Below are 16,263 nucleotides of genomic sequence, written 5' to 3'. Positions count from 1 at the left end.
GCTTGTCTCCTTACCAGGCGGGTTGCAGGCGCACATCCGCCGGGAGGGGTTTGGATTTGGCGCGCATCAGGAAGAGGGAAGCGAAGGCGGCGGCGGCCTGCACCGCATGGCCCGCGCGTTTGAGTTTGGCACCGATGCCCTTGTGGTCGCGGATCGCCTGATTGGCGACATCGATTTTACGGAGGCGTTCGAGTCCGGCGAGGAATTTCGGGTTTTCGATGTCGAGGGTGATCGGGAAGACCTGCTCGGCGATTTTGCTGGTGATGCGGAACACCTGCATGTCGTATTCGGTGGGGTCGAGGCCGAGGGCGGCGTGGAAATGCGGCCTTGCGTGATCGCGCACATACATGGTGGCGAAGACCGCGAGCTGGAAGAACCGGACCCAGAGCTTGTTCAGTCCCGTGAGCATCCACGGGTTGGCGCGCATCAGCAGGGCGAAGGCTTCGCCGTGGCGGAACTCGTCGTTGCACCATTCGCGGAACCATTTGAAGATCGGGTGGATGCGCAGCTCGGGATGGGCTTCGAGCTGGCGGTAGATGGTGATGTAGCGGGCGTAGCCGATCTTTTCGGACAGGTAGGTCGCGTAGAAGATGAATTTCGGCTTGAAGAAATGGTATTTTTTGGCGCGGGTCAGGAAGCCGAGATCGACGCGGGTGTTGAGGTCGCGCAGGGCCTCGTTGATGAAGCCGGCATGGCGGGCCTCGTCGCGGCTCATATAGCCGAACAGGCGGCGGAGATCCTGATTGCCGCAGCGCTTCTTGATTTCGGCGTAGAGCACGCAGCCGGAGAACTCGGCGGTGACGGAACTGACCAGGAAATCGAGGAATTCGCGGCGGAGCGGTTCGGGCATGCCCGAAATATCGACCTTGAATTCGTCGGTTCGGGCGAAATGGCCCTTGTTGGGGTCGGCTTTCAGCTCTTCCATGAGGGTTTCCCACTGATCGCGGATCGGGCCGACGTCGATCCTGTCGAGGGCGGCGAAATCGGTGGTGTAGAAGCGCGGGCTCAGCATGGTGCTGTTCTGCGCGGCTTCAGTCTGGGCGTTCGGAGCGGTCTGGGCGTTGGGGGCGGTATGGGCCTCGGGGGCGGCGATGGTGCTGGTCATGGCGTTCATGATCTCAGGCTCCGTGGTGGATGGTCGCGATATTGACGTCGTCGAGCGGCTGGAAGCCGACCTCGTAGAGCTCGGCGATTTCGAACAGCGAGCGGAACTGGGTCCAGAGCCGTTCGAGCGGGCCGGCGCGCAGAAGGGTGGCTCCGCATTCGCCGGTCAGGCGCTCGCCGAAGCCGACCATGTCGGGGACGTCGTGCAGGAGGATTTCATCGCCGGGCCGGATCTCGACATCCTGGGGGATGGCGTGGGCGTGGAGGCTTTCCGGCGTCTGTTCGAAATCGAGCAGGCAGCGCAGGTCGACGCGTTGTTTGGTGCCGATCATGAGTTGTCTCCGTTATCGTGCATCAGGGCCTTGAACTGGCCGGAATTGCTCGGGCCGAAGGCTTGCAGGTCGATGTGTTCGCCGGTGGTGGGATCGTCGAGCATCAGGACGCCGTGGGCGGCGGGGATCAGCAGGAACGGGGCTGTGCGGGAAAAACCGTCCGCGAGGCGGGCCTCGATCATGGTGCGCAGGGTGGTGCGCAGGAAGGCATCGGCGCTCGGGGCGAGTGTGGTGATTTGTTTGCCGGTTGCCGCGTTCTGCACGATCAGGGCCTGGGCCGGGGTTTGCAGGAAGCGCAGCGCCATGATCGGCGCGGTGGCGGGGGGCAGGGTGTAGGCGGGGGTGGTCAGGCGCGAGATCGTGGCCAGCGCCACGGTGCCGAGCATGAGGCATCCCGCCGCGATGACCGCCCAGCGCGGCACATGGGGCGGGGCGTCGTCGTCGTGAAAATGGGCGGTGTCGCTCATGCCGCGTGACCGCGCGAGGCGAGGGAGGGTGTCATGGCACCGTTATCCTGGCGGATGTCGCCGCGCGAGGGGGTGAGGGCGGGGATCGGCAGGGTTGCGGGGCGGGCGGGGTCGAGCGCTTCGGCGAGCAGGCGGGCGACGCGCCCGGCCTCGGGGATGCCGCGCAGCACCGGTTCGACCCGCGCGCGACGGCCGGCGCGGACGTGGGGCCAGAGCAGTATGTAGGAGAGGTTGCGGTCGGCTTCCGGTGCCATCACGATATCGCCGGTGCCGTCCGGCGCGGTACGGAGATCGGCCGAGAGGATGGCGCGGAACGGCAGGTTGAAATGCTTGCGGATGGCGGCACCGTAGCTGATCACCACGCGTTTGCTGGTGATGGAATAGATGGTGGTGCGCGCGGTGAGCAGGGCGAAGCCGAGGACCAGGCCGAGGGCGAGCACGCCGAGGAAGAGCGACCAGAATCCGGCGGCTTCGGCCATCTGCATCGAATGATGCGAGATCAGGGCGCTGATGATGCCCCAGGCCAGCATGATCGCGACATAGATCGCCCAGAAGCGCAGATGGAAGGCACCGAAGGCGAGGGCGCGGAAGCTCGGTGCGCCCTGCCAGAGCAGGGTTTCCCCGGCGGGCAGCTCGTGCGGCAGGCCGCGTGTGGGGGTGCGGCGGGCTGCTTGATCGTGCGGGGCGCTCACAGCAGCGGCTCCGAACGGGCGGCGGTGGCGTAGAGATGGCCGGAGGCGAAATAGGCCATCAGACGATCTTCCTCGCGCGGGGTGATGATGTCCGGATGCGCGATGCCGGGCGCGATGGCGAATTGCGCGGCGGTGACCGAGGCGAGTTTGACCGAGACGCCGCTGGCCGAGCGGGGCAGGCCGGAGCGGCCCCGGCTGCCGCTGACGATGCTGCCGAAGCTGACCCAGGCATTGTCGAACGGGTTGGCGTTCGAGATCACCCGGCACAGCGCGATCGGGAACATCACCCGGCGGGCGGGGTCGGCGGTGACGCTCGCTTCGATCCAGAGCGGCATCTGGTCGGCGCGGTCGATCCAGATATCGGTGACGGTGCCGCCGATCGTGCCGTCGCAGCAGATCACTGGCGCGCCGCGTGGGTCGGGGTCTTCGGCGGCGACCCAGTGATCGGTCGCGACGCGGAGGGGGACGATGCGGATTTCGCCGTCCGGCATCCGCTCGGGGTCGGTGCCGCGCTGGGTGTAGGCGGCGGGGCCGATGCCATCGAGCATCGGGTTGCCGAGCGGGATGATCGGCGCGCCGTCCCACGGGGCGCTGGGGCGGGCGTTGATGACCTCGATCGGCTCGTTCCAGGGCACGGTTTTGGTCTGGCCGTCCGGCAGGAGGAAGGTTTTCGGGCTGGGCAGCGGCGGGAAGCCTTCGAGGCGCTTGCCCTTGTGGCCGGTGACCAGCGGGTAGCCCTCGCGCTTGCTCTCGCGCTGCAGGTAGATCACGAGGCCGAAGAAGAAGATCCAGAACGCGTAGAGGACCAATTGCGCGACGTCGATATAGGGAGTGATTGCACCGGTTTGCATGACGGACCTCGTGGTTATTTCAGGCCGAACGCAGCGTCGTGCTGCGCGGGGCCGCTGGTTGCGGTGGGGGCGGTGGAGCGGCGGACCAGCGGCCCGATCGCGATGAGCGTGGCGAACAGCAGGTAGATTTCGATGTGATAGACCGCGTCGTACCCGACGGCGGGGCCGGTGAAGCTGGGACCGAACGCGCCGTGGGTGGCGAGGGTGGCGATGGTGCCGCGCAGGACGCCCGCGATGGCGATGGCGATGCCGGAGGCGAGGACCTGCACCGCACCCCAGGCACCGAGCGCGAGACCGCTCATGTCGCCCACCACGCGGTTCATGGCATCCGACAGGGTGCCGACCAGGAACAGTCCGCCGCCGAAGCCGATCAGCCCGACGCCCGCGCCGAACATCAGGCCGGAATGGAGCGGGGCGGCGAAGATCACGCAGCTGAAGGCGAGCAGGCCGACCATGACCCCGGCGGCGGCGATGCGGTAGGGATCGCCGCCCCGGGTGAGGCGGGCGCGGGCGACCAGGGCGGCGATGCCGGCGCCGGCGGCGAGCATGGCGGTGAGGGCCGTGGTTTCGCCGACCGGGAGGTGCAGGACCTGCCCGCCATAGGGTTCCAGCAGGATGTCCTGCATCGAGAAGGCGAGGGTGCCGAGGCCGATGGTGACGAGGCGGCGGATGGCGAGCGGCTGAGCGCGGAAGAGGCCCCAGGCGGCGGCGAGGGTTTCCATCCCGGCGCGGCGGTCCGGCAGGGCTTCGTCATCGGCGTAGCGGCGGCGGGGTTCCTGTTTCCAGAGGGCGATGCTGTTGAGCACGATGGTGATCAGCGCGGTGGTCTGGATCACCTGGATCATGTGGAACTGGTCGTAGGGGGTGAGCAGCCAGCCGAACAGGAGGGCACCGAAGATCATGCCCGCGAGGAGCATGGCGCAGAGCATGGCGACGACGCGCGGGCGGGCGCTTTCGGGGGCGAGGTCGGTCGCGAGGGCGAGGCCGGCGGTCTGGGTGGTGTGCATGCCCGCGCCGACCAACAGAAAGGCGAGGGCGCCGCCGATTTTGCCCCAGATCGGCAGGCCGACCGCATTGCCGCTGAGGATGATCAGGGCGAACGGCATCACCGCGAGACCGCCGAACTGGGCCATGGTGCCGAACCAGATGAACGGCACCCGGCGCCAGCCGAACACCGAGCGGTAACCATCCGAGCGGAAGCCGATCACCGCGCGCACCGGGGCGAGCAGCAGGGGCAGGGCGATCATGAAGGAGACCAGGGCGGCGGAGACGTGGAGTTCGACGATCATGGATTGAGCAACCTGATGTCTGGAAAATAGGGCGAGCGGGGGTCAGGCATCCTGGTAGTCCCACTTGATGTAGCCCTTGGTGTCGGCGGCCCATTTTTCATCGATTTCGACGAGGACGGCGCTGACGAGGCGTTCGAGGGAGGCTTCGTTGGGGAAGACCCTGATTTTGGTGGTGCGGCGTTTGAGTTCCTGCTGGATGCCGCGTTCCATGGGGTTGGAAGTGCGAAGCCGGCGCTGGTGGGGTTCTGGCAGTGTGAAGACGGTGAGGCCTTCGGGGATATTTCGTTCGAGCCAATCGGCGAGCTTTGGTGCGGTGTCGCGATAGGCATTGACGAGGGTTGTGAGAGCGATCTGGGCAGCGGCGAGGGAATTTGCGTTCCAGACGGTCCGGAGTTCTGCGCCGATGCGTTTGCGGATGGCGTGGTTGGGGGCGTGGTGGATGGCGTTTTGGGCGAGGTGGAACTGGCATCGTTGCCAGTGTGCGGCGCCGAAGACGGCGCGGCGTGCGGCGTGCAATCCGGCATGGTCATCGGAGACGATGAATTCGACGCCTCGCAGGCCACGCTGATGGAGGCTTTCGAGGAAGGCACGCCAATGGACTTCGGCCTCGGAAAGGGCGACCGAGACGCCGAGGACACGGCGGCGTTCATCGGGTCCGATGCCGATGGCCGAGAGCACGGCGGCATCGCGGACGACGCCATTATCGCGCATTTTTTCATATCTGGCGTCGAGGATGAGGTAGCGGATCTCGGCGAGGGGTCGGGTGCGCCAGGCGGCGAGTTCGTCATCGAGCAGCTTGCTGGCGCGGCTGACCTGAGCGGAGGAGAGGCTTTCGATGCCGAATTCGCGCATGACGGCCTCGACGTCGCGGGTGGAGACGCCTTTGATGTACATTTCGGCGACGGCGACCATGACGGCGCGGACCGAGCGTCGGCCGCGTTCGAGGGACTGTGGGTAGAAGGGTTCGCCCACGTGACCGGCGGTTTTGGGGACATCGACGGTGATCGACCCGGCCGGGGTATCGATCCGCTTGGGCTTGTAGCCATTGGCGTAACCCTGACGATCGGGGTTGCGCTCGTAGTGACTGGCGTGGAGGAAGCGTTCGCGCTCGATCTGCATGGCGAGTTCGAAGGTCCTGGCAAATACCGTGGCGATATCGCCTGCGCCGTTTTCGATCAGATGTTCCAAAAGTGCCTCGATAATCGTATCCTTTTTGGCGTCCATTCATCGGTCTCCATGTTGGTGTGAACAACTGCATGGAATACCAGAATGAACAGCCCTTGCCGGGGCATGCCCCGGCAAGGGCACCAACTCCCAACCCAAAATGAATTTCCAGACGTCAGGTTACACCACCCGATCATGACGCGGTTGAGCGTGCCGATCATCAGGGCTGCGGACATGCCCACCGTGAGCTGGAACAGCGAGAGGCGGAGCAGGCGGCGCATCGGCAGTTCGGGGGTGGCGGCATCGGCGAAGGGGAGCCAGCTGGTGTCCAGCTTCATCCAGAACGGGGTCATTTTCCGCTCGATGGTGCGCTTGCTCATCGGGACAGCTCCAGGGCCTGGGAGATGTAGAAGCTGCGCGAGATCCGGTTGGTGCGGGCCGGGGTGAGGCCAGCGAGGGCGGGGGTCTGGCGGATGGCGCGGCGGAGTTTGACTTCGGGCTGCGGCTCGATCGCGGGGGAACGGTCGCTGCGGGGGAACAGGCGGCCGATCATGCGGGCGGTGACGAGCAGCGGGGTGCCGGGGGCGAAGGTGAAGATGATGCTGTGGCGGACGCGCGGGGCGATGCGGGCGAGGGAGGCGACGACATCGGCGCGCTGGTAATGGATCAGGGAGTCCATCGCGACCACGAAATCGAAGCTGCCGAGGCTGGCATCGAGCATGTCGCCGGCGCGGAACTCGATGTGGGCGGCAGCGGGGATATTGGCGGCGCGGCTGCGGGCGAGGTCGATCAGGGTGGGCGAGAGATCGACCGCGACGACATCGGCGCCGCGCGCGGCGGCTTCGAGGGACAGGGCGCCGGTGCCGCATCCCGCATCGAGCAGGCGGGCGCCGGTGAGGTCGTCCGGCAGGTAGGACAGGATGGTGGCGCGCATGGCGTCGCGCCCGGCGCGGACCCGGGCACGGATGCCGCTGACCGGGGCATCGGAGGTCAGGCGCGCCCAGGCGGTGGCGGCGGTGCGGTCGAAATAGGTTTCGATCTCGCCGCGGCGGAGCTGGTAGGTCGCCTCGGGCATTATTCGAACCCCAGCAGGTCGAAGATCTCGCGGTCCTTGAGCGGGGTGGCAGTGAGCGGTTCGACGCCGGCCCAGAGGGTTTCGGCGAGCGCCATGTATTCGGCGCGCACCGCGTCGAGTTCCGGGCTGTCCTCCATTTCGAACAGCACCGATTTTTTCAGGCGGGAGCGGCGAATGACATCGAGATCGGCGAAGCGGGCGAGGGTGGAGAGGCCGGTGGCGGCGTTGTATTTGTCGAGCTGGTCGGTCGCCGCCGAGCGGTTGGCGATGACGCCGCCGAGGCGGACATTGTAGTTTTTCGCCTTCGCCGCGATTGCCGCGACGATGCGGTTCATCGCGAAGATGCTGTCGAAATCGTTGGCGGTGACGATCAGGGCGCGGTCGGCGTGTTGCAGGGGGGCGGCGAAGCCGCCGCAGACGACGTCGCCCAGCACGTCGAAGATGACGACGTCGGAATCTTCGAGCAGATGATGCTCTTTCAGGAGTTTGACGGTCTGGCCGACGACGTAGCCGCCGCAGCCGGTGCCGGCGGGCGGGCCGCCGGCTTCGACGCACTGCACCCCGCCGAAGCCCTCGTAGACGAAATCCTCGATGCGGAGGTCTTCGGGGTGGAAATCGACCGCTTCGAGCGCGTCGATTACGGTGGGGACCAGGCGCTTGGTGAGGGTGAAGGTGGAATCATGCTTGGGATCGCAGCCGATCTGGAGCACGCGCTTGCCGAGTTTGCTGAAGGCGGCGGAAAGGTTCGACGAGGTGGTGCTTTTGCCGATACCGCCTTTGCCGTAGACCGCGAAGACCTTGGCGCCGGTGATTTTGATGTGCGGGTCGAGGGCGACCTGCAAACTGCCTTCGCCGTCACCGCAGGAGGTGCTGCAGCTTGAGCCGCTGATGCGGTCTGCGAGTTTGTTGACCGTGCTGATGTCGTTCATGCTGCGCGCTCCATATCCAGCCCTTCGAGCCGGTCTTCGAGTTCGGCACCGGCGGCGCGCAGCGCTTCGAGCGTGGCGTCGTCGGGAGTCCAGTAGTTGCGTTCGTGGGCTTCGAGCAGGCGGCCTGCGATTTTCGCCGAGGCGACCGGGTTGAGTTTGGCGAGGCGGTCGCGCATTTCGGGGTCGAGCACGAAGACGTTGCTGATTTCACGGTAGATCCAGGGATCGACCTGACCGGTGGTGGCGGACCAGCCGAGCGTGTTGGTGACCGAGGCCTCGATGTTGCGCACGCCTTCCGAGCCGTGGCTGAGCATGGCTTCGAAATATTTGGGGTTGAGCATGCGGGTGCGGGTTTCGATCGAGACCTGTTCGGCGAGGGTGCGGATGGTGGCCTCCCCGGTCGTCTGGTCGCCGATATAGAGGGCGGCATCGCTGCCGCGGGCGGCTTTGACCGCGCGGCTCATGCCGCCGAGACCGTCGAAATAATGGTCGATCGTGGTGACGCCGAGATCGAGGGATTCGAGGTTCTGGTAGGCGACATCGACGGTTTTGAGGATCGCGCCGAAGACCGCATCGTGGCGTTCGGCGCGGCCTGCGACGCCGTAGGCGAAGCCCTTGCGTTTGACGAAGGCGGTGCCGAGTTCGTCCTCGTTCTGCCATGCGCCGGAATCGACCAGCTGGTTGACGTTGGCGCCGTAGGTGCCGTCGCCGTTGCTGAAGACGCGCAGCGCCGCGTCTTCGACGCTGCCGCCGTGCTGGGCGATGAAATCCTGCGTGTGCTTGCGGATGAAGTTCCGGCTGGCCGGTTCGTTGATTTCGGCGGCGAGCAGGGCGGCTTCGGCGAGGAGTTTGGTCTGCAGGGGCAGCAGGTCGCGGAAGATGCCGGAGAGGGTGATGACGACATCGATGCGCGGGCGGCCCAACTCGTCGATCGGGATGAGTTCGGCGCCGGCGAGGCGGCCATAGGAGTCGCGGCGGGGGCGCGCGCCCATCAGCCAGAGGGCCTGGGCGATCGGGCCGCCTTCGGATTTCAGGTTGTCCGAACCCCAGAGGACCAGAGCGACGGTTTCCGGCAGGCTGCCGGTATCGGCCTGGTGGCGGGCGATCAGGCGGTCGGCCTGGCGGGCACCGTCGGATACCGCGTAGGGGCTCGGCATGCGGAAGGGATCGAAGCCGTAGATGTTGCGGCCGGTGGGCAGGACATCGGTGTTGCGCAGGATGTCGCCGCCGGGGGTGGGGCGGATGTAGCGGCCATCGAGTGCCTGGATGATGGCGGGGAGTTCGCTGTCGGTCGCGAGCAGGGCGTCGATCCGGGCGCGGGCGGCGGGGTCGGTGAGGCCGGCGGCGTCGAGCAGGTCGCGGCGCTGTTCGGCATCGGGTGGCTGGCCGACCACGTGCAGGCCCATCGGGATCAGGGAATATTCGAGGTCGAGCAACGCGATGTTGAGTTTCGCGATGGCGGCGGGGGCGGTGGCTCCCCATGCCGGTTCGGCGGCGGCGAGGTCGAGGGCGGCAGCTTCGGACTGGATGGTGGCTTGCAGGTCAGACCACTCGGCCTCCTGCGCGTCCGGCGGCAGGCCGCGCCAGCGCAGGATGCTGGCTTTGAGGTCGGCGAGGCCGCGATAGAGACCGGCCTGGGTGACCGGCGGGGTGAGGTGGCTGATCAGCGTGGCATTGGCGCGGCGCTTGGCGAGCATGCCTTCGGACGGATTGTTCGAGGCGTAGAGGTAGAAATTGGGCAGGTCGCCGATCAGCCGGTCCGGCCAGCATCTGCCGGTCATGCCGGCCTGTTTGCCGGGCATGAATTCGAGCGCGCCATGGGTGCCGAAATGCAGCACGGCGTGGGCGGCGAAATCTTCGCGCAGCCAGCGGTAAAAGGCGCTGAACGCATGGGTGGGGGCGAAGCCGCCTTCGAACAGCAGGCGCATCGGGTCGCCCTCGAAGCCGAAGGCGGGCTGGACGCCGATAAAGATGTTGCCGAGCTGCGCGCCGACCACGAAGATCGACGAACCATCGGCGTTCTGCCGACCGGGCGCGGGGCCCCATACTTTTTCGATCTCGGCGAGGTGCGGTTCGCGGCGGACGTGATCGTCGCGCGGGATTTTCACCGCGACATTGGCGGGCGCGCCGTACTGCGCGGCGTTGCCGGCGCAGATCATGTCGCGCAGCGCCTCGACATCGGCGGGCATGACGACCGTGTAGCCGGCGTCGCGCAGGGCGGCGAGGGTGTTGAACAGGGACTGGAACACCGAGAGATAGGCGGCGGTGCCGGTCGCGCCCGCATTGGGCGGGAAGTTGAAGATGACGAGGCCGATGCGGCGTTCGGCGCGGGCGGCCTTGCGCAGGCGGATCAGCCGCCCGACGCGGCTGGCCAGCATCGCGGTGCGTTCGATGTGGGCAGACATGGCCCGGGCGTGCTCGCCGGTGCCGCCGATGCGGCCACCGAAGGTCATGGGGACGATGCCGCCATCGAGTTCGGGCAGGGCGACCATCATGGTCGCCTCGATCGGGGTCAGGCCGCGCGGGTCGGCTTCCCAGGCGGAGATCGACTGGAATTCGAGGGCGTGGGCCGACATATAGGGCACGTCGAGCGCGGCGAGTGCGGCCTCGGCGGCTTTGGAATCGTTGTAGGCGGGGCCGCCGACCAATGAAAATCCGGTCAGGGAGATGATGGCATCGACGGTGGGGATGCCGTCCCTGACGAAGTATTTGTCCATTGCGGGGCGGGCGTCGAGCCCGGCGGCGAAGACCGGCAGGACCTGATAGCCGCTGGCTTCGATCGCGGCGATCACCCCGTCGTAATGGGCGCAATCGCCCGAGATCAGCAGGCTGCGCAGCAGGACGAGGCCGACGGTGCCGTGGGCGCGGGTGCAATGCGGCACCTCGTTGCGGTCGGTGCCGATGCGCCCGTCCATACGGGGATGATAGGCGCCGACTTCGGTGTATTCGCGCGGGGCCGGGACCGCGAGTTTGCTTTTCAGGGCGCTGCGCGGACCGGATGCGTAGCGGCGGATCAGCATCCGCATCAGGCTTTCGATATTGTCCGACGAGCCGGCCAGCCAATAGGACAAAGCGAGGAAATAGCTGCGCAGATCCTGGGCGGCGCCGGGGATCAGTTTGAGCATTTTCGGCAGGCGGCGCAGGGTGCGCATCTGCGATTCGGCAGCCGAGGCGTCCTTGCGTTTCGGGCGGAGGTTTTTGAGGAATTTGAGGGCGGCGCTGCCTTCCTTGCTCATGTCGAGCCGGCCCAGCCGGGTGAGGTTGACCACTTCGGCGGCGGAGAGGGCACAGAGCATCGCATCGCAATGGTCGCGCCGGGCGGCGAGGGCGGGCTGGACCAGTTTGATGTGATCGTCGAGGAACAGCATGGTCGCGATCACGATGTCGGCGCTCGCGATCGCGGCGGTGCAGGCGGCGAGGGCGTCCTTGCTGGCGGCCCAGTGATCGGCGGAATGGAGCTCGATGGTCAGGCCGGGATATTCGGCGGCGAGGGAGGTGCGGCCAGCCTCGATCACGCCGTCCAGATGGCTGTCCATCGTGACGATGGCAACGCGGATCGGCGTTGCGTGGTCAGCGGGAGAAATGGGCTTTTGCATCATAGATCGTTTCAATGGTGATCAGGGTCACGCCATGCTCGGCGGCAAAAAGCTCGGTGTTCTTCCGCGCCTTGCCGCGCACGAAGAACGGGATTTTCTTCAGTTCGGCCTCGGCGGAAGCCTCCCAGCCGACCGGGGCCGGAGCGTCGGGTGCGGCGGGGATGGATGCTGCGATGGGGGATGTGAGGGTGGGCGCGGCGGCTTCGGCACCGAGATGCGAGGGGGCGGCCTGGTCGTTGAATTCGAAATCCTCGCGGAACATGCCGAGCAGATGCTCTTCCAGCCCCATCATCAGCGGGTGGGTGAGGGTGTCGAACAGGACGTTGGCGCCTTCGAACCCGGCGAAGGGCGAGTGGCGGGCCGGGAAATCCTGGACATGGGTGGGGGCGGAGATCACCGCGCAGGGAATGCCGAGGCGCTTGGCGATGTGGCGTTCCATCTGGGTGCCGAGCACCAGCTCGGGCTGGGCGGCGGCGATCGCGGCTTCGATGGTCAGGTAATCGTCGCTGATCAGGGCTTCGATGTCGTAGAGCGCGGCGGCGGCTTTGACCTCGCGGGCGAATTCGCGGCTGTAGCTGCCGAGGCCGACCACGGTGAAGCCGATTTCGCGCGCGGCGACCCGGGCGAGGGCGATGGCGTGGCTGGCATCGCCGAAGACGAACACGCGCTTGCCGGTGAGGTAGGTGCTGTCGACCGAGCGGGCGTACCATGCGGAGCGGGCACCCGATTCCAGATCGTCCGGCAGGGGGCGATGGGTCAGGGCCGCGATTTCGGCGGCGAATTCGCGGGTGGCGTTCAGGCCGATCGGCACGGTGGCGATGGTTTTCTGGCTGAATTTGCGGGCGAGGTAGGCGGCCGCGGTGCCGGCGATTTCGGGGTAGAGCACGATATTGGCATCGGCTTCGGGGATGCGCGCGAGATCGGCGAAGCGGGCACCCAGCGGGGCGATCACGTTGATGGCGACACCGAGTTTGCCCAGCAGGTCGGTCACTTCGATCAGGTCGTCGCGGTGGCGAAACCCGAGTGCTGCCGGGCCGAGGATGTTGACCGAGACCGGGCGGCCGGTGCGGGCGGGCACCGCGACATTGTTGGTGGCGGCGCGGACCAGATGGTAGAAGGTTTCGGCGGCACCCCAGTTTTCCTTGCGCTGATAGGCGGGGAGTTCGAGGGCGATCACCGGGATCGGCAGGCCGAGTGCGGCGGCGAGGCCGCCCGGATCGTCCTGGATCAGCTCGGCGGTGCAGGACGCGCCGACGATCATGGCTTCGGGTTTGAAGCGCTCATAGGCATCGCGCACCGCATTTTTGAACAGGGTCGCGGTATCGGACCCGAGATCGCGCGCCTGGAAGGTGGTGTAGGTGACCGGGGGGCGGCGGTCGCGCCGCTCGATCATGGTGAACAGCAGATCGGCGTAGGTGTCGCCTTGCGGGGCGTGGAGGACGTAGTGGATGCCCTGCATCGCGGTGGCGATCCGCATTGCGCCGATATGGGGAGGGCCTTCATAGGTCCAGAGGGTCAGTTGCATGGCGCTACACCGCCAGCAGGGCGCGGCGCGCGAGCGGCCGGGCGAAAAGATTGGCGAGGTCGGCGGCCTGTTCGAACCCGTGGATCGGGCTGAACACCAGTTCGATCGACCATTTGGTCGCGATGCCTTCGGCTTCGAGCGGATTGGCGAGGCCGAGGCCGCAGATGACCAGATCGGGGCGTTCGGCGCGGCAGCGGTCGAGCTGGCGTTCGACGTCCTGGCCTTCGGACAACTGGGTGGCGTGGGGCAGCAGGGCGAGTTCGGCGTCCATCAGGTCGCGGTGGAGGAACGGGGTGCCGACCTCGACCAGCTCGGCACCGCATTCGCGGGCGAGGAAGCGGGCGAGCGGGATTTCGAGTTGCGAGTCGGGGAAGAAGAAGATCCTGCGGCCGGTGAGTTTGGCGCGGACGGCGGCGAGCGACTCGGTGGCGCGGCGGGCGGGCAGAGCGAGGACGCTTGCGGTGCGGGCGGGATCGATGCCGAAGGTGGTTGCCGCGGCTTCGATCCAGAGCCGGGTGCCTTCGGCACCGAACGGGTAGGGGGCGGCGATGCGGCTGGCACCGCGCTCCTGCAGGGCGCGGGCGGTGGCGGCGAGGAAGGGCTGGGCGAGGATGAATTTCGTGTTCGGCCCGATCGCGGGCATGGCACCGGCGCGGCGGGCGGGGAGGAAACCGACCTGTTCGATGCCGAGGGCGTCGAACAGGCGGCGGAACTGGTCCTCGACGATATCGGCGACCGCGCCGACCACCATCAGGGAGGCGGTGGGTCCGGCGTTCGCGAGGGTGGGGACCAGGGCTTCGAGGCAGGCATCCTCGCCTTCGGTGAAGGTGGTTTCGATGCCGCTGCCGGAATAGGCGAGGATGCGGGGCAGGCGGCCGAACCGCTCATCGAGCCGGGCCGCGGCGCGGTTAAGGTCGAGCTTGATGACTTCGGAGGGGCAGGAGCCGACCAGGAACAGGAGTTTGATGTCCGGGCGGCGTTCGATCAGGCGGGTCACCACGCGGTCGAGCTCGTCATCGAGGTCGGCGCGGCCGGCGAGGTCGCGCTCCTCGATGATGGCGGTGGCGAAGCGGGGTTCGGCGAAGATCATCACCCCGGCGGCGGACTGGACCAGATGGGCGCAGGTGCGCGAGCCGACCACGAGGAAGAACGCGTCCTGAATCCGCCGGTGGAGCCAGACGATGCCGGTGAGGCCGCAGAACACCTCGCGCTGGCCGCGCTCGCGGATGATGGCGGGGGACGCCGCGATCGGCTCCGGTGCGGTGGCGCAGAGGCTCACGAGGCGGCCACCGCGGAGTCGCGCGGGGCTTCGAGGCGCGCGGCGCGCAGCTTCATGACGAACTGCATCGCGTTGATCAGGTAGGTCGCATAGGCGGCCAGCGCGATCAGCATTTGGGTTTGCGGGCCGGCGATGCGGGTGAACAGGACGACGACGTAGAGCGTGTGCAGGCCGATCACCAGCATGCTGAACGTGTCTTCCCAGAAGAAGGCGCGGGCGAAGAGGTATTTGCCGAACACCGCATGTTCCCAGATCGCGCCGGTGATCATGATGGTGAACAGCACGACGGTTTTGATCAGGATGGAGTCGGTGGCGAGCGCGAGGCCGGTGCCGGTGATCAGGTAGCGGGCGACCAGGCTGAGGCTGACCAGGAACACCGCGAACTGGATGGGGGCGAGAATGCCCTGCACCAGGGTCCAGGGGGTGGCATCGCGCCGGCGGCGTTCCTCCACGCTGTAGAGATAAGGTGTGCGGCGGCTCGCGGGCTTTGCGCCCTTGTGATTGCCATAGGCATGGCCTTCCCAGGGGCAGCAATTCACCGAGGCGGTCAGTCGTTCAACGACTCGTGTAAACATCGCTTGACATGTCCTTAAAGGAGGCGTTCGATCGATCGGCGCATGAAGGATAGGTTAACACCGGAGCCGCGATCGTGCGGAGAGCCGGGGGCCAGACGACCGGGAGCCGACCATGGTAAAACGTCAAGATCGTAGCGTAGTTCATCAGAGTTTCCTCTGCCGCGAGCTAGCGACAGGTCGAAAGCTACCGCTACGAAGGCCCCACTGTCAACCTTTATTTACGTCAATTGAACTTGACACTTGTGATTGTTCTGGAGCATGTTCACGTCAGAGTTCAGGAGGCTATCGATGAGAGACGCCACTCAGCCCCGGGGATTTCGCGCTGGCCAGGATCAGGAGCGGCACGCGGAGCCCCAGCCGGATCGGACCGGCGGTGCGCGGGCCGGTTCGCCGATGGCGCGGCTCTCGATGTCGGGCACACCGCAACTGGCGCGCGGCGCCGAACGGGCCCTCGCGGGGGACCGGATTTATGACGCGGCGGGGACGGGGCGCGGCGCCGAGGCCGAGGCGCATCGGCACCAGACCGTGATCCGCCCGTGGGCGCATCTGCTCGAACGCGCGATCGCTATCGAGGTTCTGCCGCAGATGCTGGCCAACCGGCCGCGTCCCGCGCCGCGCGGGAGCGATACGGTGACGCCGCCGCTGCCGGCGGAATTCGAGCGGTTTCTGCGGTTGATTCTGGAGGATCATCTGGCCGAGGCGCTGGGCGCGGTGCGCGAGATGGTCGAACGCGGGGTGACCCGCGAGCAGGTGCTCGACCTGTTGCTGACGCCGACGGCGCGGCGGCTGGGCGAGATGTGGGAGACCGACCAGTGCGATTTCACCACGGTCACGCTCGGAATGATCCGGCTCAATCAGATCGTGCGGGAGACCGCCTCGCCGATCAGCGATGCGACCAGCCTGCGCGGGCGGGAGCGGCATTTGCTGATCGCGGCGGCACCGGGGGAGCAGCATAGTTTCGGGGTCGTTGTGATCACGGATGTGTTCCGCCGGGCGGGATGGGTGGTGCAGAGCGAGCCGATGATAACGCGCGCCTGCCTGATGAGCACGGTGCGGCGCAACTGGTTCGATGTGGTCGGGCTTTCGGTCAGCGCCGAGCGCGGGCTCAAGGGATTGCCGTCGGTGATCCGCGCGTTGCGGCAGACCGCGCTGAACCCGGCTCTTGGGGTGATGGTCGGGGGGAAGGCATTCGTCGATCATCCCGAGCGGGCGCAATTCGTGGGCGCCGATGCTACGGCACGGGACGCGCAGGAAGCGCTGTTCGAGGCCGACGGGATGTTCGACCAACAACATGAACTGCCGGGCTGAACGGCGGATGATGGGGGTGGGGATGGCCGGGCCGCTGCGCTGCGATCGATACGATCGCACAACAAGGCGGTCGCGTT

The 16,263-nt window shown here is 66.9% G+C and carries 15 protein-coding genes; 1 reads left to right on the top strand and 14 read right to left on the bottom strand.

What is annotated here, in order from left to right:
• Positions 1-10: 10 nt before the first annotated feature.
• From acsF to bchF, 14 genes are read right to left on the bottom strand one after another with little or no spacing between them, the layout of a single operon-like run.
• Positions 11-1,114: a magnesium-protoporphyrin IX monomethyl ester (oxidative) cyclase gene (gene acsF, locus SIL87_RS15305; protein ID WP_319614988.1), complete on the bottom strand. Its 1,104-nt coding sequence runs from the start codon at positions 1,112-1,114 to the stop codon at positions 11-13.
• 4 nt (positions 1,115-1,118) lie between these two features.
• Positions 1,119-1,436 (bottom strand): hypothetical protein, encoded by a 318-nt coding sequence (locus SIL87_RS15300; RefSeq protein ID WP_319614987.1) that lies wholly within the window; start codon positions 1,434-1,436, stop codon positions 1,119-1,121.
• The gene (gene puhC, locus SIL87_RS15295) at positions 1,433-1,903 is read right to left on the bottom strand and encodes a photosynthetic complex assembly protein PuhC (RefSeq protein WP_319614986.1); all 471 of its coding nucleotides are present in this window, start codon (positions 1,901-1,903) and stop codon (positions 1,433-1,435) included. The genes SIL87_RS15300 and puhC overlap by 4 nt, the downstream gene beginning before the upstream one ends.
• On the bottom strand, positions 1,900-2,595 hold the full coding sequence (puhB, locus tag SIL87_RS15290; RefSeq protein ID WP_319614985.1) for a photosynthetic complex putative assembly protein PuhB: 696 nt from the start codon (positions 2,593-2,595) through the stop codon (positions 1,900-1,902). The genes puhC and puhB overlap by 4 nt, the downstream gene beginning before the upstream one ends.
• A complete protein-coding gene (gene puhA, locus SIL87_RS15285) occupies positions 2,592-3,446 on the bottom strand; it encodes a photosynthetic reaction center subunit H (RefSeq protein WP_319614984.1) in 855 nt (284 codons plus the stop codon). The genes puhB and puhA overlap by 4 nt, the downstream gene beginning before the upstream one ends.
• A gap of 14 nt (positions 3,447-3,460) precedes the next feature.
• Positions 3,461-4,735, bottom strand: a complete 1,275-nt coding sequence (locus SIL87_RS15280; RefSeq protein WP_319614983.1) for an MFS transporter — start codon at positions 4,733-4,735, stop codon at positions 3,461-3,463.
• Between the two features lie 42 nt (positions 4,736-4,777).
• Entirely contained in the window at positions 4,778-5,959 is a 1,182-nt protein-coding gene (locus SIL87_RS15275) for an IS256 family transposase (RefSeq protein WP_319612316.1), read from the bottom strand.
• Positions 5,911-6,279 (bottom strand): hypothetical protein, encoded by a 369-nt coding sequence (locus tag SIL87_RS15270; protein WP_319614982.1) that lies wholly within the window; start codon positions 6,277-6,279, stop codon positions 5,911-5,913. Before SIL87_RS15270 ends, SIL87_RS15275 begins: the two co-directional genes overlap by 49 nt.
• Entirely contained in the window at positions 6,276-6,974 is a 699-nt protein-coding gene (gene bchM / locus SIL87_RS15265; RefSeq protein WP_319614981.1) for a magnesium protoporphyrin IX methyltransferase, read from the bottom strand. Before bchM ends, SIL87_RS15270 begins: the two co-directional genes overlap by 4 nt.
• Entirely contained in the window at positions 6,974-7,903 is a 930-nt protein-coding gene (bchL, locus tag SIL87_RS15260; protein ID WP_319614980.1) for a ferredoxin:protochlorophyllide reductase (ATP-dependent) iron-sulfur ATP-binding protein, read from the bottom strand. The genes bchM and bchL overlap by 1 nt, the downstream gene beginning before the upstream one ends.
• A complete protein-coding gene (locus tag SIL87_RS15255; protein WP_456304833.1) occupies positions 7,900-11,502 on the bottom strand; it encodes a magnesium chelatase subunit H in 3,603 nt (1,200 codons plus the stop codon). The genes bchL and SIL87_RS15255 overlap by 4 nt, the downstream gene beginning before the upstream one ends.
• On the bottom strand, positions 11,474-13,024 hold the full coding sequence (gene bchB, locus SIL87_RS15250) for a ferredoxin:protochlorophyllide reductase (ATP-dependent) subunit B (RefSeq protein WP_319614979.1): 1,551 nt from the start codon (positions 13,022-13,024) through the stop codon (positions 11,474-11,476). The genes SIL87_RS15255 and bchB overlap by 29 nt, the downstream gene beginning before the upstream one ends.
• A gap of 4 nt (positions 13,025-13,028) precedes the next feature.
• Positions 13,029-14,303 (bottom strand): ferredoxin:protochlorophyllide reductase (ATP-dependent) subunit N, encoded by a 1,275-nt coding sequence (locus SIL87_RS15245; protein ID WP_319614978.1) that lies wholly within the window; start codon positions 14,301-14,303, stop codon positions 13,029-13,031.
• Positions 14,300-14,878 carry a 2-vinyl bacteriochlorophyllide hydratase gene (gene bchF / locus SIL87_RS15240; RefSeq protein ID WP_319614977.1) on the bottom strand — a complete coding sequence of 193 codons (579 nt, stop codon included), beginning with the start codon at positions 14,876-14,878 and terminating at the stop codon, positions 14,300-14,302. The genes SIL87_RS15245 and bchF overlap by 4 nt, the downstream gene beginning before the upstream one ends.
• Before the next feature lie 288 nt (positions 14,879-15,166).
• On the opposite strand from bchF, the gene SIL87_RS15235 reads away from it, so the two are divergent.
• The gene (locus SIL87_RS15235) at positions 15,167-16,186 is read left to right on the top strand and encodes a cobalamin B12-binding domain-containing protein (protein ID WP_319614976.1); all 1,020 of its coding nucleotides are present in this window, start codon (positions 15,167-15,169) and stop codon (positions 16,184-16,186) included.
• Positions 16,187-16,263: the final 77 nt, after the last annotated feature.

The sequence above is a fragment of the Acidiphilium acidophilum genome (assembly GCF_033842475.1).
GTDB lineage: Bacteria > Pseudomonadota > Alphaproteobacteria > Acetobacterales > Acetobacteraceae > Acidiphilium > Acidiphilium acidophilum.
The sequence above is the reverse complement of the archived record's forward strand: the minus strand, read 5'-3'. Positions and strand labels throughout refer to the sequence as shown.

Excerpts from the sequence above, each read along its gene's own strand:
- bchL (WP_319614980.1), bottom strand. The coding sequence starts at position 7,903 with ATGAACGACATCAGCACGGTCAACAAACTCGCAGACCGCATCAGCGGC.
- bchF (WP_319614977.1), bottom strand. The coding sequence starts at position 14,878 with ATGTTTACACGAGTCGTTGAACGACTGACCGCCTCGGTGAATTGCTGC.
- SIL87_RS15280 (WP_319614983.1), bottom strand. The coding sequence starts at position 4,735 with ATGATCGTCGAACTCCACGTCTCCGCCGCCCTGGTCTCCTTCATGATC.
- SIL87_RS15275 (WP_319612316.1), bottom strand. The coding sequence starts at position 5,959 with ATGGACGCCAAAAAGGATACGATTATCGAGGCACTTTTGGAACATCTG.
- SIL87_RS15235 (WP_319614976.1), top strand. The coding sequence starts at position 15,167 with ATGAGAGACGCCACTCAGCCCCGGGGATTTCGCGCTGGCCAGGATCAG.
- SIL87_RS15300 (WP_319614987.1), bottom strand. The coding sequence starts at position 1,436 with ATGATCGGCACCAAACAACGCGTCGACCTGCGCTGCCTGCTCGATTTC.
- puhC (WP_319614986.1), bottom strand. The coding sequence starts at position 1,903 with ATGAGCGACACCGCCCATTTTCACGACGACGACGCCCCGCCCCATGTG.
- SIL87_RS15270 (WP_319614982.1), bottom strand. The coding sequence starts at position 6,279 with ATGAGCAAGCGCACCATCGAGCGGAAAATGACCCCGTTCTGGATGAAG.
- bchB (WP_319614979.1), bottom strand. The coding sequence starts at position 13,024 with ATGCAACTGACCCTCTGGACCTATGAAGGCCCTCCCCATATCGGCGCA.
- SIL87_RS15255 (WP_456304833.1), bottom strand. The coding sequence starts at position 11,502 with ATGATGCAAAAGCCCATTTCTCCCGCTGACCACGCAACGCCGATCCGC.
- acsF (WP_319614988.1), bottom strand. The coding sequence starts at position 1,114 with ATGAACGCCATGACCAGCACCATCGCCGCCCCCGAGGCCCATACCGCC.
- puhA (WP_319614984.1), bottom strand. The coding sequence starts at position 3,446 with ATGCAAACCGGTGCAATCACTCCCTATATCGACGTCGCGCAATTGGTC.
- bchM (WP_319614981.1), bottom strand. The coding sequence starts at position 6,974 with ATGCCCGAGGCGACCTACCAGCTCCGCCGCGGCGAGATCGAAACCTAT.